This window comes from Pseudochrobactrum algeriensis (genome assembly GCF_018436245.1).
GTDB classification, from domain to species: Bacteria; Pseudomonadota; Alphaproteobacteria; order Rhizobiales; family Rhizobiaceae; genus Pseudochrobactrum; species Pseudochrobactrum saccharolyticum.
Genome location: NZ_CP075361.1, coordinates 2635835 through 2662381, shown reverse-complemented (window position 1 = coordinate 2662381; position 26547 = coordinate 2635835). Strand labels below are relative to the sequence as shown.

Here is a 26547-nt window from a genome sequence, read left to right as displayed (position 1 = left end):
GCACCGAGTCCTTGTTAATGCCCCATAAATATCGGAAATCTTGTATTTTGCAATTATATCCCACTGAGTATTTATTCGTTGCTATGGTTGCGCGATGATGTCTGTTGATTATTAATTCCGGTATCGCTTCAGTGCACTGCTATAATATCTCAGTTCGTCCTCTGGAATTTCGTTCAGAGCGGAGTTCCATTTCTTGTTGGATTTTGGATAGATATCCCATGGGAACAGGTTGTTGCCAGATTTCGCACTGGTTTTGTCAAACTTCAACGCGTAACTTACAAACTCCTTCATTCCTTCGACGCCGTTGAACGTCGGTTTGAATGACACTTCTTTGAAAGCCCATGGCTTTTGCAGTAAGTACCTTCGTTCGTTGGGTCGTTTTTCTGTAATATCTATGAACTTTTCGAAGGTGGTATCATGAATGAGCAACAGGCCATGAATATGTGGGTATACGCTGCGTGCTAGGGTTTGACGTTGTCTTGTACCTTCGTGGTCAAAGAAACATACCAGCATTGGCTGCTTATGAAGGTTCTTAGTAATAGTCCAGTTGTTTCCCAGTAGTGAGCGACTTAAATGGCTGTGAAAGTCACTGCACATCTTATCCAGACCGAACTGTAATTCAGTCGTTCTTCTATCAGTGTTGTTAAAGTGTGCGGTGAGTTCGTAAATGTGTTTTTGGTGATCAATTTCATTTCCCAATGACCATATTTTGTCTGGTTCTGAATGGTACTGAAATCGTCCGTATGCATTCATCAAGTTCGGAATGTGCGTTACTAATTCTTCATGTAAAAATTCTTTTCTCATATTGTTTCTCATAATAGTTTACCATCAGTGCAAGGAAATCCTTGAACTGTTGAATGAAAATGAAATCTATTTCCACGTTCTCGATGCATTTTTGCCTTCGATACTTGCTATTGGAAATAGCTTGTGCCGCTCATGCATTGATCTCAATTATTTTCAGAAGTAATGATTGATGTTACTCTGATTTATCAGGACGCATTGGGCTATGGTGATATTAGTTCTATTGCTCTTTTGCTCTGTTATGAACAAAAAATAGAGCTTTATTGTGTGAAGTGGCAAGTATACATGAAGAAGTAAAGTACTTTTGCCGAACATCTGCGCTGTATTTATCGTGCTGCACCGACCAGAAATAACATGTGATCATGCTGAAGAGACAAAGTTCCTCTGTCTGGTATTTATCGGTGAGAGTGGTTTGCTGTGTGTTGCCTTCGGAAAGTATTATCAGGCAACGAGTACGCATGAATTAAGGGACGCGTATTAATCCCATGGTGCAATCATCGAGTTTTCATAAGCTTTGACTGCGTTCCATTCAGCAGTGATTTTTCGAAAACCGTTATGATCATTATTTTTTCTGAGCATATTCCCGACTTCTTGCAGGCATGCTTTATAGTTATCAAGGTCAATGTGTTTGTATTTATCATGCATTGATCAATGCATCGATGTCCCTTCTGTTATGCAGTCCTGACTTTGGTCTTCATCACGAATGGTTGTGCGATGAGGGTGAATGACCTGCAGAGCCTGCTAACAAAAGTATTTATCCAGAAAGTCGATTTTCTTTATCATTCAAAGAGAGATATTTCCAATCGGCACTCATTCGTTGTAAATATGTCACGGTTTCTTCTAGCGGATAACCATTTCCGTAATGGGAACCCATTCCTTGATCTTTATGTCCCATTAAGTCGTGCTGTAGTTCTTCAGGGATGCCGTGCTTTCTCAAGCGGTCTTTAAACGTGTGGCGTAGACTGTAGACGGAGTGTTGATCGGTTTCTAAAAGCCCATTGTTCTGCATATACTTATTTATCAGACCTGATGCATTTGATGGGCCATTGTCTGTCGCGTACTGTGTGAAACCCGCTGGGAAAGTCTTAAAGGCCTGCAAGGAATACCCTGTGAGCGGGATAGTACGTTTGCGATGTGTAGTCTTTAACTGCCGATGTTCATTTCCCTGAATGATAATGTGTGGAATAGAGACGTTGAGGCGGATATCTTTTTCTGGATCGAGGCCACAGAGTTCTTTAAATGAACAACCCGTGTCTATCACAGCAAAAAGAAGTGCCTTTGCACACGGGTTTAATTGTGTGAATGCATCCTTTTTGAACCAGCGTTCGTTTAAGAAGTCGATTGTAAACGGAGGTCGCGCATTCTCTTGTGCTTGGAAGTTTAGTCCATCAAAGACAGTTTCTGTTTCGTCATCATGTGCGTTTTTGTAGGTTTTGATAAGGACGCGTAAGTGTGTAATATATTTACTAGCGGTGTTTGCTTTAATTTCTTGCGTTGCAATCTGGTGCTTTAAGTGTCTATGGAAATTTCGTGCCTGCTGACGATCTAAGGAGGACAGATCGATATCTTTTCCTAAGAAGGACGTTAACTGCGTAACGGCATTCTTCAATGGGTTTATTTTTTTTGATCTTTCTCTGTCGTTTAAAGAACTCAGCATATGCACCTGATCATCTTCGTAGAATGCGACTAGATTGGACAGCTTTATGGTAGCTTCGGCTGTGCCAAAGTAGCTTGAAAATTCGCGCCCTTTCGGTTTGCCTGCTTTTGTCCATTCGCTGTGGGTCTGCATTAATTGTGCTGGATTTTGGATAAGCTGATCAAGCGGTTTGTAAATTCGTCCGGTGACTTGTGCCATACGTATAACTTCTTCGTAGCTTGGCTCTGAATAGTTGGTCAGGTCTTCACCATTGCGAAGTTTTTCCATAAGGCTTTGATAATATGGTGAACCGCACCGGGTTTGCCGGAGACCCCAACTCGTGAGAAGTAGGGTCTATGACAAGCAAAACGACGAACAAATTCTCTCCTGAAGTCCGTGCCCGCGCGGTTCGAATGGTGACGGAGCATGAAGCCGAACATCCCTCCCGCTGGGCGGCGGTATCATCGATAGCGGCCAAGATCGGCTGCTCGGCGCATACGCTCCATGAATGGGTGAAGAAGGCCGAGGTCGACAGCGGCAAGCGTGCAGGTTTGCCGAGCGACGTCGCGGAGAAGATGAAGGCTTTGGAGCGGGAGAACCGCGAGCTTCGTCAGGCGAATGAGATTTTACGCAAAGCCTCTGCGTATTTTGCCCAGGCGGAGCTCGACCGCCCACTGAAGCGATGATTGCTTTCATCGACGAACACCGCTCAAGGCTCGGGGTCGAGCCGATCTGCAGGCTGCTGCCGATTGCCCCGTCCACCTATTATGAGGTCGCCGCCAAGCGCGCGGACGTGGATCGCCTGTCGGCCCGCGCCCGGAGCGACATGGCCATGAAGATCGAGATACGCCGTGTGTTCAACGAGAACTTCCAGGTCTATGGTGCGCGCAAGGTCTGGCGGCAGTTGCAACGAGAAGGCTTCGACATCGCCCGCTGCACCGTCGCTCGGCTTATGAGAATGATGGGGCTTCAAGGCGTCATTCGCGGCAAGCCAGTCAGAACCACTGTGCCGGACAAAGCAACTCCATGCCCGCTTGATCGCGTGAACCGACACTTCTTCGCACCCGCACCAAACATGCTGTGGCTTTCTGATTTCACGTATGTGGCCACTTGGCAGGGTTTCGTCTACGTCGCTTTCGTGATCGATGCCTTCGCTCGCCGTATCGTCGGTTGGCGGGCAAGTCGGACTGCCCATGCAGGCTTTGTGCTCGATGCTCTTGACCAGGCGCTTCATGATCGGCGGCCCGCCCATCGTGGCGGACTTATTCATCATTCCGACAGGGGCTCGCAATACGTGTCCATTCGCTATTCCGAGCGACTGGCGGAAGCAGGCATTGAGCCTTCTGTCGGAAGCGTTGGCGACAGTTACGACAACGCTCTGGCCGAAACGATCAACGGTCTTTACAAGGCCGAGGTCATCCATCGACGGGGACCGTGGCGCAACTTCGAAGCCGTGGAGTTCGCCACGCTCGAATGGGTCGATTGGTTTAACAACCGCCGCCTTCTGGAGCCCATCGGAAACATTCCGCCCGCCGAGGCCGAAGAACGATACTATGCCATGCTGGACGCGCCAGCTATGGCCGCATAACTTAAACCAAACGGTCTCCGGCAAATACGGTGCGGTTCATGGTTCGACTTCGCCATATTGCTTCATGGCGACTGAAAGGTCTTTGGTTTTCAGTGAAGCTTTGAATTCTGATTTCCCTGCAAGGCTGCGCAGATGTGCAGGTATGACAAGGCGAAAGACGAAAGTCTTTCGTCGGACGTACAAATGGGGGATGTCAGGGGAGTATTTTTTCAATGATTTTGTACCACCTTTTGTACCATAATATTATGGAAGATGATGAAAATCAATGTTTTCAACGGCTTGGAGCGATAATATGGCGGAGAGAGCGGGATTCGAACCCGCGATACGGTTCCCCGTATACACACTTTCCAGGCGTGCGCCTTCAACCACTCGGCCACCTCTCCACTCAAGACTGATATTTATAAGTGATATCAATCACAACGGCGTATCTTTAAACAGTGGTCAGCTGTTAAACGACCGTTTCGGCGCGGAATATAGCTATAAAAGACGGATGTTCAACCATTATTTCGTGTTTCACTGAATTCATTTGATTTTACAGGCAAAAAACAGTGAAATTATATAAATAATCAGATGATTTATTTGTTTAACATATTGAATTTATTGATTTTAATATTTTTGAGGCTCTGTGGAAAATATCATCGAACTTCGTGCCGCCAGAGCTTGGTTTTGAGTGTTTTGGACTGATCTTGCTGAAATTCGTGACGAAACTGGTCGAATCTTATGTCCGAAAGGACAAATGTTTTTGCTCAACGGCGGAGGGAAGTTACAGACTTTTCCGTGAATTATAATTTTATATTAGAAAAATTTAATAGCCTGTCTGTCAGGAAAGCTCCTTGTGATAGAATGATATTCAGAATTGTTTTTTGAGTTCTGAATTTCAGAAGACGGATATGGGTTGTTATGCGTGTATTTTTTAATTTTCTGGCGCTCTGGTCGTTGGGTGTCAGCTTGTTATTTGCTGTTTTTGATATTGCGCGATCAATTGCGCAGCTTCGTTTGGTTGTGACGCCGTTTCTGCAGAGTTTGCAGGATTATCTGCCTGAATATTTGGCTGCTTTTGCCGGTTTTATACGGCAGGTCTTCTGGAACGGCTTTTGGGACAACTGGATGGTTCCGGTGTTGAATATGCCCGGATGGTTCTTATTTTTAGTGCTGAGTATAGTGTGTTTTGCTGTCGGAACGATCGGGCGTAAATCTTATGCACGTTAAGAGTACAGATATGTGTAAGCCTGTTCCGGCTGCCTGCCGTTAAAACTAACAAGTATGCAGCATTTCCGTTATTGCCATTTAACCCGGAAATGCATCAGACAGGGACTATGATGATGTTCAGGCAATATCCCGAACACAAGTTGCGTATGCCGACCAGTAACGAGGCGCTTGCCGGTCGTACTGAGGCGATTGCGACTTCCGAAGACCATTTTGTTTCCGGACTTCCTCTGCACGGGCCATGGCCGCATAATATGAAGAAAATTCTGTTCGGTATGGGCTGTTTTTGGGGTGTGGAGCGTTTGTTCTGGCAGGTGCCCGGTGTTTATGTCACCGCTGCCGGTTATAGCGGCGGTCTGACACCAAACCCGACCTATGAGGAAACCTGTACGGGCCTGACAGGTCATAATGAAGTGGTGCAAGTGGTCTATGATCCGGCCGAGGTGACGCTGGCACAGCTTTTGCAGATTTTCTGGGAAGAACATGACCCGACGCAGGGTATGCGGCAGGGCAATGATATCGGCACAACATATCGCTCAGGCATTTATGTCTATTCGGATGAAGATCTGAAGACTGCTGAAGCGAGTAAAGCAGCTTACCAACAGGCACTGACCGCCCGTGGTCTTGGCGCAATTACGACGGAAATTCTGCCTGCTTCTGATTTTTATTATGCCGAAGGCTATCATCAGCAATATCTGGCGAAAAACCCTCAGGGTTATTGCGGCTTGCGCGGTACAGGCGTTTCCTGCGTGATTTAAGGGCAGCGCGGTGTGTTCCGGCAATGAAATATGTGTAAGCGCATAAATTTAAGATGAAAAAAGTTCCGGACCGTGCCAGATTGCCGGTTATTAAAATCTGAGCGGGCGGTAAAAAACAGAATAATTTACCGAACACGGGTGGATATTTTCTCGCGCAGAATTACTGCGCTATCGGAGGTGAGTGGTAATGAAGCGTATCGTTATGGGCCTGTTGGCCGCGACCCTGAGTGTTTCAGCAGCTTATTCGGCAGAACTGAAGCCGGCTGTTGTTTATGACTTTGGCGGAAAATTTGACAAGTCTTTCAATGAAGCCGCTTATAATGGCGCTGCCAAATATAAAGCAGATCACGGTACTAATTATCGTGAATTTGAAATTCAGAACGATGCGCAGCGTGAACAGGCTCTGCGTAAATTTGCACAGGATGGCAACTCGCCGGTTGTGATTGCCGGTTTCTCGGCTGTTTCCGCAATTGAGAAAGTTGCAAAGGAATTTCCGGATACGAAATTCGTAATCATTGATGCTGTCGTGGAAGCACCGAATGTGCGCTCCGTTGTCTTTAAAGAAGAAGAAGGCGGCTATCTGGTTGGTATGCTGGCAGCGATGGCTTCTAAAACCGGCACTGTAAGCTTTGTCGGTGGTATGGATGTGCCGCTGATCCGTCGTTTCTATTGCGGTTATGCCGGTGGTGCAAAAGCCGGTAAAGAAGGCACAAAAGTTCTGAATAACTGGACCGGCGATACACCTGCCGCGTGGAATGATCCGGCTAAAGGCAGCGAAATCACCAAAGCCCAGATCGATCAGGGTTCTGACGTGATTTATCATGCTGCCGGTGGTACCGGTATTGGCGTGTTGCAGGCTGCGGCTGATGCGGGCAAGCTCGGCATCGGTGTTGACTCCAACCAGAACGGCCTGCATCCGGGTCATGTTCTGACCTCGATGGTCAAGGGTGTTGATACTGCCGTTTATAAGGCTTTTGAAGATGTTGCCGCTGATAAATTCACAGCCGGTATCGTTCAGATGGGTCTGAAAGATGATGGTGTGAGCTACGCGATGGACGAAAATAACGCCAAGCTGATTACACCTGAAATGAAGGCTGCAGTTGAAGCTGCAAAAGCCGACATCATTTCCGGTAAAATCAAGGTGCATGACTACACCACAGACAATAAGTGCCCTTACTAATCCGGTAGGGCTATTCATAGAAAAGGGCAGTGGTGACACTGCCCTTTTCCATTTGAAATTTCTTTGTGTCTTACCAGTGGGGCGGTTTGGTCACGGAGACTTCCGGCGCTGTTTGTTCTTCCAGCTCTAAAAAACGATCAGTCAGCGCGCTGAGCTTTTTGTTCAGCGCGGTAATCAGCTTCCATTGCTCGGCAATCTCACCGGACAGGTCTTCAATTGTCTTTTCCTGTTCCGCATTGCGAATTTCCAGCTCTGTAAGCCGGTCGGACAGATTTTCAGACATGGGTGGTTTCCTGACAGATCAGAGGGTGTTTGGTATTCATATAGTGCACGGAAGTGATATTTCACGCTATTATGAGGGGTGAAATGCGGCTTTGTGGTGGTTTACACACAGCTTTATGCAATAGCATATATTGTTACCTGCGTAGCGGAATCAGTTAAAGCAGAACATGTCAGATGTTTTCATTTGATGTTCGCGATATGTTATTTGATAAAAATGCTCCGGCAATGCGATGTCGATGATTAACGGATGGGATAATGGCGCAGCCTGCACTTGAACTGACAGGAATTGATAAGCGTTTCGGCGCTGTGCACGCAAACCGTGCTATTGATCTGCGGATCGAAAAGGGAACCATCCACGGGATTATCGGCGAAAACGGCGCCGGAAAATCGACTTTGATGTCGATTATCTACGGTTTCTATCAGCCGGATAAAGGCACGATCAAAGTCAATGACCGGCAGGTGCATATATCCAATCCGGATGCGGCAATCGCTGCGGGCATCGGTATGGTGCATCAGCACTTTATGCTGGTTGATAATTTTACAGTGCTTGAAAATGTGATGCTGGGTGCGGAAGGTGCGCCTTTGCTGTCTGCGGGTATTGCAAAAGCACGCGAGCAGTTGAAGGCGCTCGAAAAAGAATATGCGCTGGATGTTGACCCTGATGCGGTGGTCGAAGATCTGCCGGTTGGCTTGCAGCAGCGCGTGGAAATTCTGAAGGCGCTGTATCGCGGCGCGGAAATTCTGATCCTTGATGAACCGACCGGTGTGCTGACACCATCAGAGGCTGACCATCTGTTCCGCATTTTGCGGCAGCTGAAAGATCAGGGCAAAACCATTGTTCTGATTACCCATAAGCTGCGCGAGATTATGGCAGTGACAGATAATGTTTCGGTGATGCGGCAGGGCACGATGGTTGCCACCCGCAAAACCGCTGAAGCAAGCGTGGAAGAACTGGCTGAACTGATGGTTGGCCGCCGTGTTTTGCTGCGCGTGAACAAGCAGGCTGCGACACCCGGTGAGCCTGTTTTGCAAGTGAAGAACCTTGTCGTGCGCAATGCGCAGAAAACCACAGTCGTGGATACGGTGTCTTTTGATGTGCGTGCCGGTGAGATTGTCGGCATTGCCGGTGTTGCCGGTAACGGCCAGTCAGAATTGATTGAAGTGATTGCCGGAATTCGCCGTGCCGAGAGCGGTGTGGTGATGCTGAATAGCCTGCCGGTCAATGTGACCGGTAATGCGCATCCGGCAGAATTGCGCCGTCGCGGTCTCGCCCATGTGCCGGAAGACCGCCACCATATGGGTCTGGTGCTGGCCTATGAGGAATATGAAAATTCCATTCTCGGTTATCATGATGATCCGCGTTATCTCAAAGGCCCGTTTCTGAATATTGAAGCGATCATGCAGGATGCTAAGGGCAAAATTGCGCAATATGATATTCGTCCTGCCGATCCGCGTCTGAAAACCGCGAATTTCTCCGGTGGTAACCAGCAGAAAATCGTGCTGGCACGTGAGATGGAACGCAATCCGGATGTGCTGATTGTAGCGCAGCCGACGCGCGGCGTGGATGTCGGTGCGATCGAATTTATTCATAAACGTATTATTGAAATGCGCGATGCCGGTAAGGCCGTGCTGTTGATTTCTGTTGAGCTGGACGAAATCCGTTCGCTGTCCGACCGTATTCTGGTGATGTTTGCCGGACGTGTTGTCGGTGAATGCGGACCGGAAGCCGGTGAGGGGGAAATCGGCCTGCTGATGGCGGGTATTCAGAATGAAGATAATAAGAAAACCGAAAAGGGCCTGCATTAATGATTAGCTCAACACCGGCATTGCTCATCATTGATATGCAAAAGGCTATTGATGATCCGAAATGGGGTCGCCGCGGACAGCCGCAGACAGAAGCGAATTTACAGCGCCTGCTGGAAGCATGGCGCGAGCGTCGTTTGCCCGTGGTGCATGTGCGCCATGATTCAACTGATCCGCAGTCGCCTTATCGCTCTGGCACAGCAGGCAATGAATTCAAGGCAGAAGTCGAGCCTCAGATCGGTGAACCGGTCGTGGATAAACGTACCAACAGCGCTTTTATCGGCACAGATCTGATGGATGTGCTGGATGAACTGCAAATCCGCACGCTGGTCGTCGGTGGTGTGCTGCTGGAAAATTCCGTTGATGCAACAGTGCGCATGGCCGCTAATCTCGGTTTTGAAGTGATTGTGCCGGAAGATGCGGTTGCCAGTACAGACCGCACAGACCTGCAGGGGCGTCTCTGGAGTGCGGAAGATGTGCATGCGCTAACACTGGCCGTGTTGCAGGGCGAATATGCGCAGGTAAAAACCACTGACGCCGTGATCGGAATGTTGCCATGAGCCAGCCTTTTGCAAAATTACCGCGCTGGGTGGATTATGGTCTGATCCCGACACTGAACCTGCTGGTTGCGTTTCTGGTTGCGGGACTTGTGGTGCTGCTGGTCGGGGAAAACCCGCTGGATGCGGCACTGCTGATGGTCAAAGGTGCCTTTGGCTCCGGTGAAGGCATTGGCTATACGCTGTTTTATGCCACGAATTTTATCTTTGCCGGTCTGGCTGTGGCTGTCGCTTTTCATTGCGGGCTGTTCAATATCGGCGGTGAGGGGCAGGCTTATATCGGCGGGCTTGGCGTGGCGCTGATCTGCCTCTGGCTGGATGCATCCATGCCGTGGTGGATTACCATGATTGCGGCGCTGCTTGGCGGTGCGATTTTTGGCGCACTCTGGGCGCTGATACCGGCATGGCTTTTGGCTAAGCGCGGTTCGCATATCGTGATCACCACGATTATGTTCAACTTCATTGCCGCCAGTCTGATGGTCTATCTGATTATCAATTTCATCAAGCCAATTGGCGTGATGGCACCGGAAAGCCGTGGCTTTGCAGAAGGTGGGCAACTGCCGAAACTCGACTGGCTGATGAACCTGTTCGGTATGGAAATCCGCTCGGCACCGCTGAATATCAGCTTTTTGCTGGCGTTGCTGGCCTGTTATCTGGTGTGGTTGCTGATCTGGCGGACAAAAATCGGCTATGAAATCCGCACGATGGGGCATAGCCCGCGTGCCGCTGAATATGCCGGTATCAATCCGTCGAGAACGATTATTATCACCATGCTGATTTCCGGTGCACTGGCCGGTATGATGGCGCTTAATCCGGTGATGGGCGCGCAATATCGCCTGCAACTGGACTTTGTTGCCGGTGCCGGTTTTGTGGGGATTGCGGTGGCACTGATGGGGCGTTCGCATCCGGTGGGGATCATTCCGGCGGCGATCCTGTTTGGTATGCTTTATCAGGGCGGTGCGGAAATCGCTTTTGATATGCCGAATATTTCCCGCGACATGATTGTGATTATTCAGGGTCTGGTGATCCTGTTTGCCGGTGCGATGGAGCATATGTTCCGCCCTGCTTTCCAGCGGTTTTTCATGCGTTTTGCATCGCGAAATGCTGCCGGTGCAGCCACGAAGGCAGGGGAGTAAGCGCCATGGACAGCTATGTAACTCTTATTCAGCTGCTTGATTCAACCTTGCGCCTGTCTGCGCCGTTGCTGTTTGCCTGTCTTGCAGGGCTTTATTCAGAGCGTGCAGGGATTGTCGATATCGGTCTTGAAGGTAAAATGCTGGCCGGTGCTTTCGCTGCCGGTACAGTTGCTGCCATCAGCGGTTCTGCCCTTGTTGGTCTTGGTGCGGCTTTGCTGGTTTCGATGCTGTTGTCGCTGGTGCACGGTTTTGCCTCGATCACCCATCGCGGTAATCAGATTGTTTCCGGTCTGGCGATCAATTTTATCGCGGCCGGTACAACAATTATTCTCGGTCAGGCATGGTTTGGACAGGGTGGCCGTACACCGTCTTTGCCAAACAGCGCCCGTTTTACATCTATTAATTTTCCGGGCGCGGAAGCCGTTAAAGACGTGCCGGTTGTCGGCTATCTTTATGCGGAGCTGATTTCCGGCCACTCCATTCTGGTCTATCTGGCTTTCTTGATGGTGCCGCTGACATGGTGGGTTTTGTATCGCACCCGCTTTGGTCTGCGTCTGCGTGCGGTGGGTGAAAATCCTGCGGCTGTTGATACAGCTGGTATTTCGGTGACATGGCTGCGTTACCGTGCGGTGATTATCTGCGGTCTGCTCTGCGGTATGGCCGGTGCCTATCTGGCGACAGCACAGGGCGCAGGCTTTGTGAAAGATATGACTGCCGGTAAAGGCTATATTGCTCTGGCTGCGCTGATTTTTGCTAAATGGCGTCCGGTGCAGGCGATGTATGCTTGTTTGCTGTTCGGCTTTCTCGATGCGCTGGGCATTCGCCTGCAAGGCCAGTCTCTGCCGCTGATCGGTGATGTACCGGTACAGTTCATGCAGGCTCTGCCATATATTCTGACCGTTATTCTGCTGGCTGGTTTCATCGGTAAGGCCATTCCGCCGAAAGCGGGCGGAATACCGTATGTGAAAGAACGCTAAGGCTGGCTGTCAAAGAGCGTTGAGATTAAAAATGAGGAGGGGCTGATATGGCTCAGGATTTATTTGATGCAGCCTATGCTGCAATGCAGAAATGCCATGCCCCTTACTCGAAATTTCCGGTCGGTGCCGCATTGCGCACCAAAGACGGGCGGATTTATTCCGGCTGCAATATCGAGGTGATTTCCTTCCCTGAAGGCTGGTGTGCCGAGACCACTATGCTGTCGCATTATGTGATGGATGGCGGCGGTGAGATTGCCGAAATTCTGGTGATGGCTGAGAAACTGGAAAAATGCTCCCCTTGCGGCGGTTGCCGTCAGCGTCTGGCAGAATTTGCCGGTGCTGATGTGCCGCTGCATTTGTGTGACAGTTCCGGTGTTGTGCAGACCGTGACGATGCGCGAATTACTACCATTCAGTTTTCAGACCGATGTGATTGGTTAAGGCCATGACCGAAGCAGCTTTGATTTTACGCGCCCGTCTCAATGAAGCTTTTGCCGGTGAAACGCTGAAAGTTGCTATTGTGCTGGGTTCCGGTCTTGGCGGTCTGGTCAGCGAACTCGATGATCCGGTGCATATCCGTTATTCCGATCTGCCTCGCTTTCCGAAAAGCGGCGTCAGCGGCCATGCGGGCGAGGTGGTTGTCGGTCGGCTAATGGGCAAGCTGGTAATGGTGCTGGCAGGACGTGCACATTATTATGAACAGGGCGATGCAGCGGCGATGCGCCCTGTGCTGGAGACACTGAAAGCACTTGGCATTGAAACCCTGATCCTGACCAATGCCGCCGGTTCTGTGGTGCAGGATATGGCACCCGGCAGCGTGATGCTGATTGATGATCATATCAATTATTCCGGTATGAACCCGCTGATCGGCGAACATACAGATGCGCGTTTTACCGGCATGACAGCGGCCTATGATGCAGACCTCAAGCAGGCTTTCCGCGATGCGGCGCGCGCTGCTGATGAGAAGCTGTATGAGGGTGTCTATATGTGGTTCTCCGGCCCGTCTTTTGAAACACCGGCAGAAATCCGCATGGCGCGGGTGCTGGGTGCCGATGCTGTGGGCATGTCCACTGTGCCGGAAGTGATTTTGGCGCGTTTTCTGGGGCTGCGGGCTGCCGCTTGTTCGGTTATCACCAATTATGGTGCAGGCATGAGCGGCGATGAACTCTCCCACCATGAAACCAAAACAATGGCGCCTTTGGGCGGCCAGAAACTGCAAAAAATTATCAAGATACTGGTTGGCGAAATCGGCTGATCGTTAAAAAGGTGCCGCTATGCTGCCACAGGAAATCATTCGGGCAAAACGCGATAAGCAGATTTTGAGCGCGGAGCAAATCAAGGCATTTGTGCGCGGTATTACCGATGGCAGTGTGAGTGAAGGGCAGATTGCTGCCTTTGGCATGGCGGTTTATTTCAATGGTATGACCCGTGATGAGGCTGTGGCGCTGACGACGGCCATGCAATATTCCGGCGATGTGTTGGAATGGCGCGATCTGGACGGGCCTGTGGTCGATAAACATTCCACCGGAGGTGTCGGCGATAATGTGTCTTTGATGTTGGCACCGATTGTAGCTGCCTGCGGTGCTTTTGTGCCAATGATCTCCGGTCGCGGCCTTGGCCATACCGGCGGTACGTTGGACAAGATGGATGCCATCCTCGGCTATCAAAGCTATCCTGATAAAGCCTTGTTCGACAAAGTTGTGCGCGATTGCGGTTGTGCCATCATCGGCCCGACCGGCGATTTGGCACCGGCGGATAAGCGCTTTTATGCCGTGCGTGATGTGACGGCGACTGTGGAATCCATTCCGCTGATTACCGCTTCTATTCTCTCGAAAAAACTGGCTTCCGGTATTGGCGGGCTGGTGCTGGATGTGAAAACCGGCAGCGGTGCTTTTATGCCGACATTTGAAGCTTCGCAGGCTTTGGCGCAAAGTCTGGTGCAGGTGGCTAATGGTGCGGGGCTACCGACCAGTGCACTGATTACCGATATGAACGAGCCGCTGGCCGATTGTGCCGGTAATGCAGTGGAAGTGCGTAATGCGGTTGACTTCCTGACCGGTGCCAAGCGTCAGGAACGCCTCGCCGAAGTGGTGCTAAATTTTGCCGCCCATATGCTGGTAACAGCAGGTCTGGCTCAAACTGTTGCGGATGGTTTGGCAAAAGCGCAAACGGCTCTGGATAATGGCAGTGCCGCAGAAAAATTCGGCCGTATGGTTTCTGGCCTTGGCGGACCTGCAGATTTCGTTGAAAGAGCCGCGCATTATCTGCCGGTTGCGCCTATTCAGGTGCCGGTGTGTGCTGAGCGTGATGGTTATATCAGCGCCATAGATACACGCGCAGTCGGCATGAGTGTTGTCGCATTGGGCGGCGGGCGTATGCGCCCGCAGGATCAGATCGACCCTTCTGTCGGTGTGACCAATATTCTGCCGTTGGGCAGTGAAGTTAAAGCTAGTGATGTGCTGGCATTGGTTCATGCGCAGACGCAAGACAAAGCCGATCAGGCTGTGCAGATGGTGCGGCAGGCGATGATGCTGAGTGATAGTGAACCGCAGCTCAATCCGGTGATTTATGAAACCGTAACTGCATAAAAAAAACGGCGCTTTGAGCGCCGTTTTTTATTTCATTTTTGGTGCCGACCATACGGTCGCTTTTTAGTTACTTGGTGCCGTACATACGGTCGCAATCTTATTATTTGGTGCCGTACATACGGTCACCGGCATCACCAAGACCCGGAACAATATAGCCGTCTTCATTCAGCTTCTCATCAATGGCCGCTGTATAGATCGGCACATCCGGATGCACTTCCGCAAAATGCTTGATGCCTTCCGGCGCTGCCAGCAGGCAGAGGAAGCGGATATTGCTTGCGCCGCGCTCTTTCAGCTTGGTGATCGCCTCAACAGCTGAGTTGCCGGTTGCCAGCATCGGATCAACCACAATAATCAGGCGGTTGACGATATCTTCCGGCGCTTTGAAGTAATATTCCACCGGCTGCAAAGTCTTGTGATCGCGATAGAGACCGATATGGGCAACGCGTGCCGCAGGCACCAGATCGAGCATACCTTCCAGCAGACCATTACCTGCACGCAGGATGGATGCGAAAACCAGCTTCTTACCGTCGAGGATCGGCGATTCCATTGGCTGCATCGGCGTTTCGATCATGGTTGTTGTCAGATCGAGATCGCGGGTCACTTCATAGCAAAGCAGAAGGGAAATCTCTTTCAGCAACCGCCGGAAGCTGGCGGTTGAAGTTTCTTTCATGCGCATAATGGTGAGCTTGTGCTGAACAAGCGGATGACTAACTACCGTAACGCTCATAATATCCCGCTGCTTTCAAAATTTATTTTTTGCATTATTAGCCGAAGCCGATGAATTTTCCAGACCGCAATAAGCGAAAATACGGGTATGGAAAAGCAGCAGGGCTTAAATTTATCCCGTTTTATACAATTCTCTCAAAGAGAATGCAGGCTTTATGGATGAATGCGCAGAGCTACACGAAACTGTGACGGGTTTTAGTGGTAAAAAGAATCATGTTTCCTGCGGCTTTGCAGCGCAAATTTTGTTAAGTCGTATCAAACTTTGCCGTATTTGCTTGTAACATCGCGCCCAGCCTTTATATGCTACTGGGCAGATGTTTCATCAGGCATAGTTTGAAATTTGCAGTTTCAGGCTTCTATGCAATGCCTCAATCTTGACCCCTAGGTCAGGCGGGCAGGACAGGATAAATTATGAGCCAGCAACACGAAAATTCTACAGCGGATCAGGGTGCAGATGAGAGCCGTGTCGGTGCCCATGGCGGTATGGAAAATTCTTTCGGCTTTCAGAATGTCGATGAGGAATCCAAACAGGGGCTGGTGAATGAAGTTTTTCACAGTGTGGCCAAGCGCTATGATGTGATGAATGATCTGATGTCTGCCGGTCTGCACCGTGCGTGGAAAGATGCAATGGTTGCTTGGCTGGCACCGCCGAAAATCCCGTCGCATATTCAGAACTGGCGCTCGCTCGATGTGGCTGGTGGTACCGGTGATATTGCTTTCCGTATTGTTGAAGCATCAGACCGTCAGGCGCATACAACTGTGCTTGATATTAACGGTTCGATGCTGGCTGTCGGGCAGGAGCGCGCGGCCAAAAAAGGTCTGCTGAATAATGTGGACTTTGTCGAGGCAAATGCCGAAAAACTGCCTTTCGACGATAATTCATTTGATGCTTATACGATTGCTTTTGGTATCCGCAATGTGCCGCATATTGACTGGGCGCTGAGCGAGGCTTTCCGCGTGCTGAAGCCGGGTGGCCGTTTTCTCTGCCTTGAATTTTCCGAAGTTGAAATGCCACTGCTGGATAAGATTTATGACCAGTGGTCGTTCCATGCGATTCCGGCTATCGGCAAGATGGTGACCGGTGATGCGGATTCCTATAAATATCTGGTTGAATCCATCCGCAAATTCCCGAAACAGCAGGATTTTGCCAATATGATTACAGCGGCCGGTTTTTCCCGCGTGACATGGCGTAATTTCACCGGCGGTATTGCCAGCCTGCATTCTGGCTGGAAAATCTGATTATTATTTCCCGCGCATTTTAATTCCGGAAATTACTACAGGATTTCCGGAATGCGCTCTGTAAAGTGAGTGAGTTATGGGCCGCATTGCTGCTAGTTTCCGACTGATCCATGCCGGTTGGGTGATGACCCGTGAAGGTGTAATCAGCGCATTGCCGGCAGAAGGCCTGAGCGGTTTACCTGCTTTTGCTCACCGTGTTGCAGGGGCTCTGGCACGTAAACGCTCGCGCGATACAGCGCGTTCAGAACGCATGTCGCGGGCGATGAACCGGTTGGGGCCGTCTTATGTAAAGCTCGGTCAGTTTCTGGCTACGCGTCCTGATTTCGTCGGCAAGGAAGTTGCGGATGATTTGCAGCTTTTGCAGGACCGGATGGATTTCTTCTCTGAAGAGGCTGCAAAGCGTACGGTTGAGGGCTCGCTCGGCCGCACAATTGATGATCTTTATACGGAATTTGATGCGCCGATTGCTGCTGCATCCATGGCGCAGGTGCATCCGGCATTTGTTGGCGGTACGCGCAAAGTTGCCGTTAAAGTCATCCGTCCGGGTGTGCGTCAGCGTTTCGCGCAGGATCTTGAAGGCTTCTTCATGGTTGCGCGCCTGCAGGAGCGCTTCGTACCGGTGACGCGCCGTCTGCGTCCGGTCATGGTGGCTGAAACGCTTGCACAAACCACGCGTATCGAGATGGATTTGCGGCTGGAAGCGGCCGCACTGTCCGAAATTGCCGAAAATATCAAGGGTGACGAAGGTTTCCGTGTGCCTGCCGTGGATTGGGAGCGCACCGGTCGTGATGTGCTGACCATGGAGTGGATCGACGGCATTAAAATGTCGGATGTCGAGGGCTTACGTGCTGCCGGTTTTGATCTGCAGAAACTGGCGCGCACATTGATCCAGTCCTTCCTGCGCCATACGCTGCGCGACGGTTTTTTCCATGCGGATATGCATCCGGGCAACCTGTTTGTGGATGCCAAAGGCACAATTGTTGCGGTGGATTTTGGTATTACCGGTCGTCTCAATAAGCAGCAGCGCCGTTTTCTGGCAGAAATTCTTTATGGTTTTATCACGCGCGATTATCGTCGTGTGGCCGAGGTGCATTTTGAGGCCGGCTATGTGCCACATCATCATGATGTGGCGAGCTTTGCGCAGGCAATCCGCGCAATCGGTGAGCCGATTCATGGCCAGCCTGCTGAAACCATTTCAATGGCGAAGCTGCTGACCCTGCTGTTTGAGGTAACTGAGCTGTTTGACATGGAAACCCGTGCTGAACTGATTATGCTGCAGAAGACAATGGTTGTGGTTGAAGGTGTGTCGCGCACGCTTGATCCGAATTTCAATATGTGGAAGTCGGCAGAGCCGGTTGTCGGTGGCTGGATCCGTAAAAATCTGGGGCCTGTCGGTATTGCGGCTGATGTGAAAGAAAGCGGCATGGCATTGCTGCATTTCATGCGTCAGACACCGGAGCTGACCAAGCGGCTGGAGCGGCTTTCCGGAGAGCTGGACAATATGGCTGCCAATGGTCTGCGTTTTGATGATGCGACCGCTGCGGCTATCGGCAAAGCAGAAGCACGGCATACGCGCTCAGGCCGGATTGCCCAGATTGTGATAGCGGTCTGTGTGGTGATCCTGACGGTAAAATTGCTCTTTTGATTGCATTGATTGCATAAATGATTGCAAATTTGAGCAGAAAAGCGGTATTCTGAAAGGAGTATCGCTTTTTTGTTGGAGGCAAGCATTTCCAGCAAAAGTGTGAAGCGCCTTCGCGGGAAAATCAATTCACTGGATTGATTTTTTATCCCGCTTCGATACGTCCGGAAATGCGTAAACAAATAGATAGAGCATTTCCTATCATTTAAGATAACTTAGGAATGCTCTATCATGGCCAGCATCACAATCCGTAATCTTGATGAAGATGTAAAAGAAGCTCTGCGCCGTCAGGCGGCAGCCAATGGCCGCTCGATGGAAGAAGAAGTGCGGGTTCTTTTATCGGGCGAAACACAAGTGCCTGCTCCTTTGGCTCCGGCATCTGATCCTGTTGCGCAGAGCCTTAAAGGCAAACGGATTTTGCTGATTATCGGCGGTGGCATTGCTGCCTATAAGGTGCTGGATTTGATCCGCCGTTTGAAAGAGCGTGGCGCACAGGTGCGGCCGGTGATGACGCAAGCAGCGCAGGCTTTTATCACGCCGTTGTCTGTCGGTGCTTTGGCTGCCGACCATGTTTATACGGATTTGTTTTCCCGTGAGGATGAGCAGGATGTCGGCCATGTCAGGCTGGCGCGTGATGCCGATCTGATTGTGGTGGCTCCTGTGACGGCTGATCGTATGGCGCAGATGGTGGCAGGGCTGGGCGGTGATCTGGCAGCGGCTATTCTGCTGGCGCGCAAAGTGCCGGTATTGATAGCGCCTGCAATGAATCCGGCGATGTGGAATAATCCGGCGACGCAGCGCAATGTGAAGGTGCTGCATCAGGATGGTGTGCATTTTATCGGCCCTGAGTATGGTGAAATGGCTGAAAAGGGTGAGGCCGGTACGGGGCGCATGAGTGAGCCTTTGCAGATCGTGGCGAAGATCGAGCAATTGCTGTTACCCGTGCAGTCTTTGCCGCTGGCAGGTAAGAAAATCATCATTACATCGGGGCCGACCCATGAGCCGATTGATCCGGTGCGCTATATTGCCAATCGCTCGTCGGGCAAGCAGGGGCATGCAATTGCTGCGGCTCTGGTGCGGCTTGGTGCAGATGTACGGCTGGTAGCGGGACCGGTGACCATTCCTGATCCGCAGGGCGTTACAACCATCCATGTGGAGACGGCGCGGCAAATGCGCGATGCGGTTGAGGCGCAATTGCCCGCTGATGCGGCGGTGATGGTTGCGGCCGTTGCCGATTGGCGCACAGCCAACGCGGCGGATCAAAAGATTAAAAAACAGGCAGGTGAGGCGGCGCCGTCTTTGCAGATGGTGGAGAATCCGGACATTCTCGCAACGATTGGTCATCACGCACAGCGTCCGCGTCTCGTTGTTGGTTTCGCTGCCGAGACGCAAAATGTGGTCGAAAATGCCCGCAAGAAGCTGGATAAAAAAGGCGCGAACTGGATTGTCGCGAATAATGTGAGTTTTTCTGAAGATGGTGGCAGCGTGATGGGCGGCGATCATAATCAGGTGTTGCTGGTCAGCCGTGATGGCGTGGACGAATGGCCGCTGCTGGATAAGGATGAAGTGGCATTGCGGCTGGCTGAAAAGATTGCTGCTGCTTTAAGCTGAATAGTTATTTTTAAACTGATTGCCTAAAAATAAGGCTTGCATATATGTGCTGCTTTATTTTTAGGCAAATCTGTTTTTAACGAGTGTCTGCTCTTTGTGCTCAACGAATATCAATAGTACTTGTCGTTAAAGAATCCATTTTTTAAGTGGAAATATTTTTAACATAAAATCAGCAGCTTATTATTTTGACTCTGTTCCTGATTAATGATTTTTCACAGTTTGGCATGAAAATTGCTCTGTCTCTGTTGAGCCACAGAAGCCTGCCTGTTGCAGGGCTTCCGGCAGATACGGGAGATTTTGATGCTTATTTTCAGAGAGCCCAGATTATCAGCACGCAGTTTATTCAAAGCTGCATTCGGTGCTTTGGCTGTATTGATAGTTTTTCCATATGCACAGGCATTTGCGCAGGATGCGGCAGCTGTGGCTGACACCGGTGATACCGCGTGGATGCTGACCTCCACAGTGCTGGTTTTGCTGATGACCATACCGGGTGTGGCGCTGTTTTATGGCGGCATGGTGCGCGGTAAGAATGCACTGGCAACCACTATGCAAAGTTTTGCAATTGCCTGTGTGGCTTCCGTATTGTGGATGGTGGCCGGTTACTCGCTGGCTTTCAGTGACGGCGGCAGTGCCAATGCTTTTATCGGCGGATTGTCGAAAGCGTTTTTTGCGGGTGTCACTCCGGCATCCCTGACCGGCACAATTCCTGAATATGTGTTTATCACCTTTCAGATGACATTTGCGATCATCACGCCCGCACTGATTGTTGGTGCATTTGCCGAGCGGATGAAATTCTCAGCGCTGCTGATCTTCACCATTTTGTGGCTGTTCATTGTCTATGTGCCGGTGGCGCATTGGGTGTGGGGCGGCGGTTTTCTCGGTGGTGACGGCGTACTGGATTTTGCCGGTGGCACGGTCGTGCATATCAATTCCGGTATTGCCGGTCTGGTTGTGGCGTTAATGCTGGGCAAGCGTGACGGCTACGGACAGGTGAATATGGCACCGCATAATCTGGTCTATTCGCTGATTGGTGCATCGCTGCTTTGGGTCGGCTGGTTTGGTTTCAATGCCGGTTCTGCCGGTGGTGCGAATGGTATTGCTGCAGTAGCCATGGTGAATACGCAGGTTGCCGCTGCTGCGGCTGCGCTGAGCTGGATGGTTGTGGAATGGCTGGCGACAAAGCGGCCGAGTGTGCTGGGTATTATCTCCGGCGCGGTGGCTGGTCTCGTGGGGATTACACCGGCTGCAGGCTTTGTTAATCCGGCAGGGGCGCTGATGATCGGCGTGGCCTCAGGTGCAGGCTGTTATTTCGCGGCAGTCAAGCTCAAGCACTGGCTCGGCTATGACGACAGTCTGGATGCTTTTGGTGTGCATGGTGTCGGCGGTATTATCGGGGCGCTTCTCACCGGCCTGTTTGCAGATGCGGCGATCAATCCGCTCTCGGAAGGCGCGACGGTTCTCAAGCAGCTTTATGGTGTGGTGGTGACCATGCTTTACACGGCGCTGATGACTGCCCTGATCGTTTTTGTCATCAGAATATTCATGGGGCTGCGAGTGTCCAAGGCCACGGAAATCGAAGGTCTCGATATCAATCTGCACGGCGAGACTGTGCATTCATAAAAACAAGTTCAGCCGCAGAGGGGCTGCCGCGTAACCGGCTCTGTCAGATCATCCGCAGAAGATGACAGCAGAAACCGGTTACGCGGATTTATTATGTTTATTTCTTAATGTCGCGAACCTGATAATCTTTGATCGCGGCAAATTTGATGGCTTTCCAGCGTTCTGCTTCATAATTCAGCGAGAATGCATTCGGCGTCAGATAGACCGGATCATTATCCAGATCATGAGCAATATCGGCGCGATGGGTAGCGATGAAACGGTTCAGCTCAGCCGGATCATCGGAAGAGATCCAGCGGCACAGGCTGAAGCGCGACATTTCAAAGCCGACCGGTAGCGAATATTCGATCTTGAGGCGTTCAGTCAGAACGTCGATCTGCAGGGCTCCGACCACGCCGACAATCGCCGGAGAGCCGTCATCCGGCAGGAATAGCTGTACCACGCCTTCTTCAGCCATTTGCTGGAGAGCTTCACGCAGCTTCTTGGCCTTCATCGCATCATCAAGACGCACGCGACGCAGAATTTCCGGCGCGAAGTTTGGTACGCCACGGAACAGCAGGTCTTCACCCTCGGTCAGCGTGTCACCGATGCGCAGAGTTCCGTGGTTCGGAATGCCAACCACGTCACCGGCAAACGCCTCGTCGGCGATCTGGCGGGAACGGGCAAAGAAGAACTGCGGAGCGGAAAGGCTCATCGGCTTGCCGGTACGCACCAGCTTGGCTTTCATGCCACGGGACAGTTTGCCGGAGCAGACGCGCAGGAAGGCGATGCGGTCGCGGTGGTTCGGATCCATATTCGCCTGAATCTTGAACACGAAACCAGTCATTTTTTCTTCATCGGCTTCAACGCGGCGGGTGTCGGCATCTTGCGCGCGCGGGCTCGGGCCGTAATCGCAGAAAGCTTCAATCAGATCGCGCACACCGAATTTCTTCAGCGCAGAGCCGAAATAAACCGGCGTCAGGTGACCTTCACGGAAAGACTGCAGATCAAATTCACGGCAGACACCGCGTGCCATTTCCACGCTTTCAATGAAGTTTTCACGTTCATTTTCCGGCAGCAGACCGGCGGCCAGCGCATCGTCAGGGCCGCTGACCGGTGTCGGCTGCTCTTCGGTATCCTGACGGCGGATGGTGTTATTGTGCAGATCATAGGTGCCGGCAAAGCTCTTGCCGGAGCCGATCGGCCATGTGATCGGTGCTGTATCCAGCGCCAGTTTTTCTTCGATCTCGTCGAGAATTTCAAACGGGTCGCGGGCTTCACGGTCCATCTTGTTGATGAAAGTGACAATCGGAATGTCACGCATACGGCAGACTTCAAACAGTTTCAGCGTACGCGGTTCGATACCTTTGGCGGCATCAATCACCATGACGGCACTGTCAACGGCTGTGAGCGTGCGATAGGTGTCATCCGCAAAGTCTTCGTGACCCGGTGTATCCAGCAGGTTGAAGATGCAGTCTTTATATTCAAAGGTCATCACCGAGGTGACGACGGAAATACCGCGGTCGCGCTCAATATTCATCCAGTCGGAACGGGTCTGGATGCGGTCTTTCTTTGCCTTAACTTCACCGGCAAGCTGAATAGCACCGCCGAATAGCAGCAGTTTTTCAGTCAGCGTGGTTTTACCGGCGTCCGGATGCGCAATGATCGCGAATGTGCGACGATGCGAGGCGGGGGTCGTTTGTTCAGGCATAAAGAGCTCGGATAATATAAAATTGGACAGGTGTGCCTTCTAGCAGCATCGCGGCAGTTCGTCGACCTGAAATGCAAAAGGGCGTTTTCTGCCGTTGAAAGCAGAAAACGCCCTTTTCATAAAGCGGTTTTATCAGCCGCGCATGGTTTTGAGGCCAAAGCCCAGTGCGATCATCGCCCAACCCTGGAAGACCAGATCAATGGCAAGGAACATGCCGAGAATCCACAGGCTGTTGACCGGCCAGCCGATTGCAATAACAATACCGGCGAGGGCAGTGATGAGGCCACCGGCGAGCATCCAGCCCCAGCCTTTAACGCTGCGGCTCTGAAATGCGACCCACATACGGAACACACCCGAGCCCAGCAGTGCTGCGGCGATGAAGATTGTGAAAATGCTGGATGCGAGCAGCGGGTTGAGGAAGGTCAGAACACCGGCTGCCGCATAAAGCGCACCGCTGATCATCCAGAAGAAGAAGCTCTTCCATGTCTGAACACTGAATGCATGGATGATTTCAACAATACCAGCAATCAGAATAGTGATACCTACGTAATAGACCGATGCCACGGTCGCAAAAACGAGATTACCGAAAGCAATACCACCGAGCATCAGCATGACAATGCCCAGAACGATAAACCAGCCCCATTTATGAGTGAGGGAGCTGATGGCTTGTGCCGGAGTTTTAATATCTGATGATAAAGACATGAGTGTCATCCTGTTGATGAAGTAACGCAACTCTTATTAAAAGATGATCATATTAAATTTATTGCAAAATTCAAATGATTATAATGTGATCCTGCTTCACTATATTAAAATCAGGATCTTTAGTGCGGTTGAAAAACGGGTTGGGAAGTGCAGGTTTTGTTCTGTGTTTTTAAAGCGCATCCGAATTTTTATCCGGCAAGTTGTGTATTATAAATCAGGCGCGAAATTCTTTTGCCAAAGCTCGGTGATTGCTGATAATTTGCCTGCATGTTTGACGCGTTGATTTCATATTGGCCGGTTTACTGGCCGCATATTGTGCTTGGTTTTTCGCTGATTATCGGTGCGATTGCTGCCATTCATGCGACAATGACCAAAGAGGAAGTCCGTTCCGCTCTCGGGTGGGTCGGCGTTATCATGCTGTCGCCGATTATCGGTGCCGTGGTCTATGCCATTGCCGGTGTGAACCGTATCAGACGAACCTCGCTGAGTATGCAGCGTGCGGGTATGACCGATATCGAGCTTTATCACTTGTCGCATTATGATGCCTCGCCGGATGAAGTGCGCGATGCCAGCGGCAAAAATTTTATTGCGATGAAGCGTCTGGGCGATGTTGTCAGCCGCTGTAATCTGACGTCAGGCAATAATATTGAGGTTTTGCAGAGCGGTGATATTGCCTATGCAGCCATGCTGGAAGCGATTGGCAGAGCAAAGCGCAGCATTCTGCTGGAAACCTATATTTTTGATAATGATGAAATCGGCAAGCAATTTGCTGAGGCGCTTGGCAAGGCCGTTATCCGTGGTGTGGAAGTCCGCGTGCTGGTGGATGCTGTCGGCGCCCGTTATTCCACGCCGAGTATCGTTGGTTTGCTGCGCTCCAAGACTGTGCAGGCAGAGGTGTTTAACGGCAAGCTGATTATGGGGCTGCGTCTGCCTTATGCCAATCTGCGTACACACCGTAAAATTCTGATTATTGACGGGGAAATTGCTTTTACCGGCGGTATGAATATCCGTGCGGGCTTCACCACGGAATTTGCCCGTGATCATGCGGCGCAGGATACGCATTTTCGCCTCACAGGGCCGGTCGTGACAGATTTGTTCAATACGGCGTCCGAAGACTGGCGCTTTACCACAGATGAGCATCTGAGTGGTGCTGCATGGTCTGTGACGCCACCGGCTTTTTCACCCGGTGAAGGGCTGCTGGTGCGTGCTGTGCCTTCGGGGCCGGATAAGAGTCTTGAAACCAATCATAAAATCATGATGGGCGCTTTTTCCGTCGCCGAAAAACACATTCGTATCATGACGCCTTATTTGCTGCCGGATCGTGAATTGGTCAGTGCACTGGTAACGGCTGCGCGGCGTGGCGTTACGGTTGATATTGTTGTGCCTGCGCAGAATAATCTGGTGCTGGTAGATATGGCGATGACGGCGCAGTTCGATCAGTTGCTGAAAGATGGTTGCCGGATCTGGCGCGCTAAAGGTGCGTTCAATCACTCGAAGCTGATGAGTGTCGATGATGTCTGGGCTTATGTCGGCTCGAGCAATCTTGACCCGCGTTCTCTGCGTCTGAATTTTGAGATTGATCTTGAAATCTATGATGCCGGAACGGCAAAATCCATTTCCAGACGCATCGATCAGCATGTGGCGCTGGGTACAGGCGTCAAGCTGGCCGATCTGAAAGCGCGGCCGTTCTCCCGCCGTTTGCTGGAGCGTATTGTCTGGCTGGGGTCGCCTTATCTTTAAGCAGAAAAGCGCGCTTGCATCGGATTGGGTAAATCCAGTGCTCTGAGGTCGAGATGGGCTTTGATCGGCAGATGATCCGATGCGATACGGGCAAGCGGCGTGTTATGCACTTCGACCGAGGTAACAAGTTTCTGCGGGCTGCTGAGGATACGATCCAGCGCCAATACCGGAAATCTTGAAGGGAAGCTCGGAACGGCACCCGCTGTGAGGTTGAACACCGGTTGCAAAGTTGCCAGCGAGGAGCCTTTGCCGACGCGCCATTCATTGAGGTCGCCGATCAGAATGGTCGGACGCTCATTATCCTCACGGATCATCGAGAGCAGGGTTTCTGCCTGACGGGAACGGGAATGTTTCAGCAGGCCGAAATGTGCGGCAATAATCCGCAGCGGGCCTTCTTCCAGATCAATATCTGCAACCACGGCGCCGCGCGGCTCCACACCCGGTAATTTCAGCTGGTGAATATCTCTGATAAGCCCCTGCCGGAATAAAAGCAGATTGCCATGCCAACCATGGCCGTTGGGCGACATAGTCTGGATCGGCACCGGCACTAAGCCACTGTCTCTCTCCAGATGTTGCAGATTGAGCAGGCCGTGGCGTTCACCAAAACGCTTATCGGCTTCCTGAATAGCAATGATATCGGCATTCAGTTCGGAGATGACCTGAGCCGTGCGTTCGGGATCGAATTTTTTGTCAATGCCGATACATTTATGGACATTGTAAGAGGCAACGATTGTATCACCGCTCGGATTATTATCTGCCAGCGGCCGGTAGCCGCGCCGGTTGCGTATTGCTCTCAGAACTGTCTGGGGTAATTTCCTGTCATGCAATTTCTTACGCAAGCGCAGTTTCCTCATTGCAGATCACTAGAGCGGTTTACGTCCAGATTGGATCATAGCGCTCGCTCTAGATTCTTTATTTGGTCGCATTGTCACGGGCGTCAAGTTGATCCAACTTGACTGTGAAATGCTCTAGAACCTATCCGGATGTTGTTATGGCGCCGGAATAGTGCAGTCAGAGATCGTGTATATAGGGTGCTGAGCACCCCCGAGCAATATCATGCGTGATTTTT

Annotated in this window: 24 protein-coding genes, 1 tRNA gene and 2 other annotated features (1 of these 27 running past the window's edge); of the genes, 16 read left to right on the top strand and 9 right to left on the bottom strand. The window is 51.0% G+C overall.

Annotated elements, in window-relative coordinates; all coding sequences use genetic code 11:
* Window positions 1-14 (bottom strand) — a sequence feature (sul1 is cis-regulatory element that is thought to sense ions involved in sulfur or methionine metabolism; They are found in Alphaproteobacteria) (it extends 42 nt beyond the left edge of the window).
* Between the two features lie 97 nt (window positions 15-111).
* Window positions 112-804, bottom strand: a complete 693-nt coding sequence (locus KHQ09_RS14330; RefSeq protein ID WP_213598926.1) for a hypothetical protein — start codon at window positions 802-804, stop codon at window positions 112-114.
* Window positions 805-1555: 751 nt separating this feature from the next.
* Window positions 1556-2725, bottom strand: a complete 1170-nt coding sequence (locus KHQ09_RS14325) for a phage integrase SAM-like domain-containing protein (protein ID WP_213598924.1) — start codon at window positions 2723-2725, stop codon at window positions 1556-1558.
* 68 nt (window positions 2726-2793) lie between these two features.
* Here KHQ09_RS14325 and KHQ09_RS14320 point away from each other — a divergent pair.
* A protein-coding gene (locus tag KHQ09_RS14320; RefSeq protein ID WP_213598922.1) for an IS3 family transposase occupies window positions 2794-4025 on the top strand; the annotation gives its coding sequence in 2 pieces (ribosomal slippage) (window positions 2794-3085 and window positions 3085-4025; 1233 coding nt in all).
* Window positions 3078-3194, top strand: a sequence feature (AL1L pseudoknot). (Overlaps the previous gene by 117 nt.)
* Window positions 4026-4061: 36 nt before the next feature.
* Here the strand turns inward: KHQ09_RS14320 and KHQ09_RS18610 are convergent.
* Complete coding sequence (locus KHQ09_RS18610; RefSeq protein WP_420801485.1) at window positions 4062-4208, bottom strand: DUF6538 domain-containing protein; 147 nt, start codon at window positions 4206-4208, stop codon at window positions 4062-4064.
* 110 nt (window positions 4209-4318) lie between these two features.
* Window positions 4319-4408, bottom strand: a tRNA-Ser gene (locus KHQ09_RS14315).
* Between the two features lie 517 nt (window positions 4409-4925).
* Here KHQ09_RS14315 and KHQ09_RS14310 point away from each other — a divergent pair.
* From KHQ09_RS14310 to KHQ09_RS14300, 3 genes are all read left to right on the top strand, one after another.
* Window positions 4926-5234: a hypothetical protein gene (locus tag KHQ09_RS14310; protein ID WP_022709275.1), complete on the top strand. Its 309-nt coding sequence runs from the start codon at window positions 4926-4928 to the stop codon at window positions 5232-5234.
* Between the two features lie 110 nt (window positions 5235-5344).
* Window positions 5345-5989, top strand: a complete 645-nt coding sequence (msrA, locus tag KHQ09_RS14305) for a peptide-methionine (S)-S-oxide reductase MsrA (RefSeq protein ID WP_210246333.1) — start codon at window positions 5345-5347, stop codon at window positions 5987-5989.
* A gap of 187 nt (window positions 5990-6176) precedes the next feature.
* Complete coding sequence (locus tag KHQ09_RS14300) at window positions 6177-7169, top strand: BMP family lipoprotein (protein WP_075657078.1); 993 nt, start codon at window positions 6177-6179, stop codon at window positions 7167-7169.
* Window positions 7170-7239: 70 nt separating this feature from the next.
* Here the strand turns inward: KHQ09_RS14300 and KHQ09_RS14295 are convergent, their stop codons facing one another.
* Window positions 7240-7452 carry a SlyX family protein gene (locus KHQ09_RS14295; RefSeq protein WP_022712433.1) on the bottom strand — a complete coding sequence of 71 codons (213 nt, stop codon included), beginning with the start codon at window positions 7450-7452 and terminating at the stop codon, window positions 7240-7242.
* A 254-nt stretch (window positions 7453-7706) separates the two neighbouring features.
* Here KHQ09_RS14295 and KHQ09_RS14290 point away from each other — a divergent pair, with 254 nt between their 5' ends.
* The 7 genes from KHQ09_RS14290 to deoA are packed head-to-tail and all read left to right on the top strand — an operon-like array spanning window position 7707 to window position 14511.
* Window positions 7707-9257: an ABC transporter ATP-binding protein gene (locus tag KHQ09_RS14290; protein ID WP_122093547.1), complete on the top strand. Its 1551-nt coding sequence runs from the start codon at window positions 7707-7709 to the stop codon at window positions 9255-9257.
* Window positions 9257-9814: a cysteine hydrolase family protein gene (locus KHQ09_RS14285; RefSeq protein WP_213598920.1), complete on the top strand. Its 558-nt coding sequence runs from the start codon at window positions 9257-9259 to the stop codon at window positions 9812-9814. Before KHQ09_RS14290 ends, KHQ09_RS14285 begins: the two co-directional genes overlap by 1 nt.
* Window positions 9811-10947 (top strand): ABC transporter permease, encoded by a 1137-nt coding sequence (locus KHQ09_RS14280; protein WP_022712436.1) that lies wholly within the window; start codon window positions 9811-9813, stop codon window positions 10945-10947. The genes KHQ09_RS14285 and KHQ09_RS14280 overlap by 4 nt, the downstream gene beginning before the upstream one ends.
* 5 nt (window positions 10948-10952) lie before the next feature.
* Window positions 10953-11924: an ABC transporter permease gene (locus KHQ09_RS14275; protein ID WP_022712437.1), complete on the top strand. Its 972-nt coding sequence runs from the start codon at window positions 10953-10955 to the stop codon at window positions 11922-11924.
* Between the two features lie 47 nt (window positions 11925-11971).
* Window positions 11972-12364, top strand: coding sequence for a cytidine deaminase (locus tag KHQ09_RS14270; protein ID WP_022712438.1), 393 nt, complete (start codon window positions 11972-11974; stop codon window positions 12362-12364).
* Window positions 12365-12368: 4 nt separating this feature from the next.
* On the top strand, window positions 12369-13178 hold the full coding sequence (locus KHQ09_RS14265) for a purine-nucleoside phosphorylase (protein WP_213598918.1): 810 nt from the start codon (window positions 12369-12371) through the stop codon (window positions 13176-13178).
* A 19-nt stretch (window positions 13179-13197) separates the two neighbouring features.
* Complete coding sequence (gene deoA / locus KHQ09_RS14260; protein ID WP_213598915.1) at window positions 13198-14511, top strand: thymidine phosphorylase; 1314 nt, start codon at window positions 13198-13200, stop codon at window positions 14509-14511.
* Between the two features lie 100 nt (window positions 14512-14611).
* On the opposite strand, the gene upp is transcribed toward deoA, so the two are convergent.
* On the bottom strand, window positions 14612-15238 hold the full coding sequence (upp, locus tag KHQ09_RS14255) for a uracil phosphoribosyltransferase (protein WP_183956655.1): 627 nt from the start codon (window positions 15236-15238) through the stop codon (window positions 14612-14614).
* A 410-nt stretch (window positions 15239-15648) separates the two neighbouring features.
* On the opposite strand from upp, the gene ubiE reads away from it, so the two are divergent.
* The 4 genes from ubiE to KHQ09_RS14235 all read left to right on the top strand — a co-directional run bounded on the left by ubiE (window position 15649) and on the right by KHQ09_RS14235 (window position 21349).
* Window positions 15649-16476 carry a bifunctional demethylmenaquinone methyltransferase/2-methoxy-6-polyprenyl-1,4-benzoquinol methylase UbiE gene (ubiE, locus tag KHQ09_RS14250; RefSeq protein WP_116088906.1) on the top strand — a complete coding sequence of 276 codons (828 nt, stop codon included), beginning with the start codon at window positions 15649-15651 and terminating at the stop codon, window positions 16474-16476.
* Window positions 16477-16552: 76 nt separating this feature from the next.
* Window positions 16553-18121 (top strand): 2-polyprenylphenol 6-hydroxylase, encoded by a 1569-nt coding sequence (gene ubiB, locus KHQ09_RS14245; RefSeq protein WP_213598913.1) that lies wholly within the window; start codon window positions 16553-16555, stop codon window positions 18119-18121.
* A 228-nt stretch (window positions 18122-18349) separates the two neighbouring features.
* Window positions 18350-19729, top strand: coding sequence for a bifunctional phosphopantothenoylcysteine decarboxylase/phosphopantothenate--cysteine ligase CoaBC (gene coaBC, locus KHQ09_RS14240; RefSeq protein WP_213598910.1), 1380 nt, complete (start codon window positions 18350-18352; stop codon window positions 19727-19729).
* 300 nt (window positions 19730-20029) lie between these two features.
* Window positions 20030-21349: an ammonium transporter gene (locus KHQ09_RS14235; protein WP_213598909.1), complete on the top strand. Its 1320-nt coding sequence runs from the start codon at window positions 20030-20032 to the stop codon at window positions 21347-21349.
* Window positions 21350-21446: 97 nt separating this feature from the next.
* Here KHQ09_RS14235 and KHQ09_RS14230 read toward each other — a convergent pair whose 3' ends face one another.
* Together KHQ09_RS14230 and KHQ09_RS14225 are read right to left on the bottom strand one after the other, a co-directional pair.
* Window positions 21447-23036: a peptide chain release factor 3 gene (locus KHQ09_RS14230; protein ID WP_022712446.1), complete on the bottom strand. Its 1590-nt coding sequence runs from the start codon at window positions 23034-23036 to the stop codon at window positions 21447-21449.
* A 132-nt stretch (window positions 23037-23168) separates the two neighbouring features.
* On the bottom strand, window positions 23169-23738 hold the full coding sequence (locus KHQ09_RS14225; protein ID WP_022712447.1) for an HdeD family acid-resistance protein: 570 nt from the start codon (window positions 23736-23738) through the stop codon (window positions 23169-23171).
* Window positions 23739-24005: 267 nt separating this feature from the next.
* Here KHQ09_RS14225 and cls point away from each other — a divergent pair, with 267 nt between their 5' ends.
* On the top strand, window positions 24006-25478 hold the full coding sequence (gene cls / locus KHQ09_RS14220; protein WP_213598907.1) for a cardiolipin synthase: 1473 nt from the start codon (window positions 24006-24008) through the stop codon (window positions 25476-25478).
* On the opposite strand, the gene KHQ09_RS14215 is transcribed toward cls, so the two are convergent.
* Entirely contained in the window at window positions 25475-26317 is an 843-nt protein-coding gene (locus KHQ09_RS14215; RefSeq protein ID WP_175576120.1) for an endonuclease/exonuclease/phosphatase family protein, read from the bottom strand. The two genes, cls and KHQ09_RS14215, sit on opposite strands and share 4 nt — an antisense overlap.
* Window positions 26318-26547 lie beyond the last annotated feature (230 nt).

Bases quoted from the DNA above. Each gene is read 5' to 3' on its own strand.
- KHQ09_RS14330 (WP_213598926.1), bottom strand. From the start codon at position 804: ATGAGAAAAGAATTTTTACATGAAGAATTAGTAACGCACATTCCGAAC.
- KHQ09_RS14325 (WP_213598924.1), bottom strand. From the start codon at position 2,725: ATGGAAAAACTTCGCAATGGTGAAGACCTGACCAACTATTCAGAGCCA.
- KHQ09_RS14310 (WP_022709275.1), top strand. From the start codon at position 4,926: ATGCGTGTATTTTTTAATTTTCTGGCGCTCTGGTCGTTGGGTGTCAGC.
- msrA (WP_210246333.1), top strand. From the start codon at position 5,345: ATGATGTTCAGGCAATATCCCGAACACAAGTTGCGTATGCCGACCAGT.
- KHQ09_RS14300 (WP_075657078.1), top strand. From the start codon at position 6,177: ATGAAGCGTATCGTTATGGGCCTGTTGGCCGCGACCCTGAGTGTTTCA.
- KHQ09_RS14295 (WP_022712433.1), bottom strand. From the start codon at position 7,452: ATGTCTGAAAATCTGTCCGACCGGCTTACAGAGCTGGAAATTCGCAAT.
- KHQ09_RS14290 (WP_122093547.1), top strand. From the start codon at position 7,707: ATGGCGCAGCCTGCACTTGAACTGACAGGAATTGATAAGCGTTTCGGC.
- KHQ09_RS14285 (WP_213598920.1), top strand. From the start codon at position 9,257: ATGATTAGCTCAACACCGGCATTGCTCATCATTGATATGCAAAAGGCT.
- KHQ09_RS14280 (WP_022712436.1), top strand. From the start codon at position 9,811: ATGAGCCAGCCTTTTGCAAAATTACCGCGCTGGGTGGATTATGGTCTG.
- KHQ09_RS14275 (WP_022712437.1), top strand. From the start codon at position 10,953: ATGGACAGCTATGTAACTCTTATTCAGCTGCTTGATTCAACCTTGCGC.
- KHQ09_RS14270 (WP_022712438.1), top strand. From the start codon at position 11,972: ATGGCTCAGGATTTATTTGATGCAGCCTATGCTGCAATGCAGAAATGC.
- KHQ09_RS14265 (WP_213598918.1), top strand. From the start codon at position 12,369: ATGACCGAAGCAGCTTTGATTTTACGCGCCCGTCTCAATGAAGCTTTT.
- deoA (WP_213598915.1), top strand. From the start codon at position 13,198: ATGCTGCCACAGGAAATCATTCGGGCAAAACGCGATAAGCAGATTTTG.
- upp (WP_183956655.1), bottom strand. From the start codon at position 15,238: ATGAGCGTTACGGTAGTTAGTCATCCGCTTGTTCAGCACAAGCTCACC.
- ubiE (WP_116088906.1), top strand. From the start codon at position 15,649: ATGAGCCAGCAACACGAAAATTCTACAGCGGATCAGGGTGCAGATGAG.
- ubiB (WP_213598913.1), top strand. From the start codon at position 16,553: ATGGGCCGCATTGCTGCTAGTTTCCGACTGATCCATGCCGGTTGGGTG.
- coaBC (WP_213598910.1), top strand. From the start codon at position 18,350: ATGGCCAGCATCACAATCCGTAATCTTGATGAAGATGTAAAAGAAGCT.
- KHQ09_RS14235 (WP_213598909.1), top strand. From the start codon at position 20,030: ATGCTTATTTTCAGAGAGCCCAGATTATCAGCACGCAGTTTATTCAAA.
- KHQ09_RS14230 (WP_022712446.1), bottom strand. From the start codon at position 23,036: ATGCCTGAACAAACGACCCCCGCCTCGCATCGTCGCACATTCGCGATC.
- KHQ09_RS14225 (WP_022712447.1), bottom strand. From the start codon at position 23,738: ATGTCTTTATCATCAGATATTAAAACTCCGGCACAAGCCATCAGCTCC.
- cls (WP_213598907.1), top strand. From the start codon at position 24,006: ATGTTTGACGCGTTGATTTCATATTGGCCGGTTTACTGGCCGCATATT.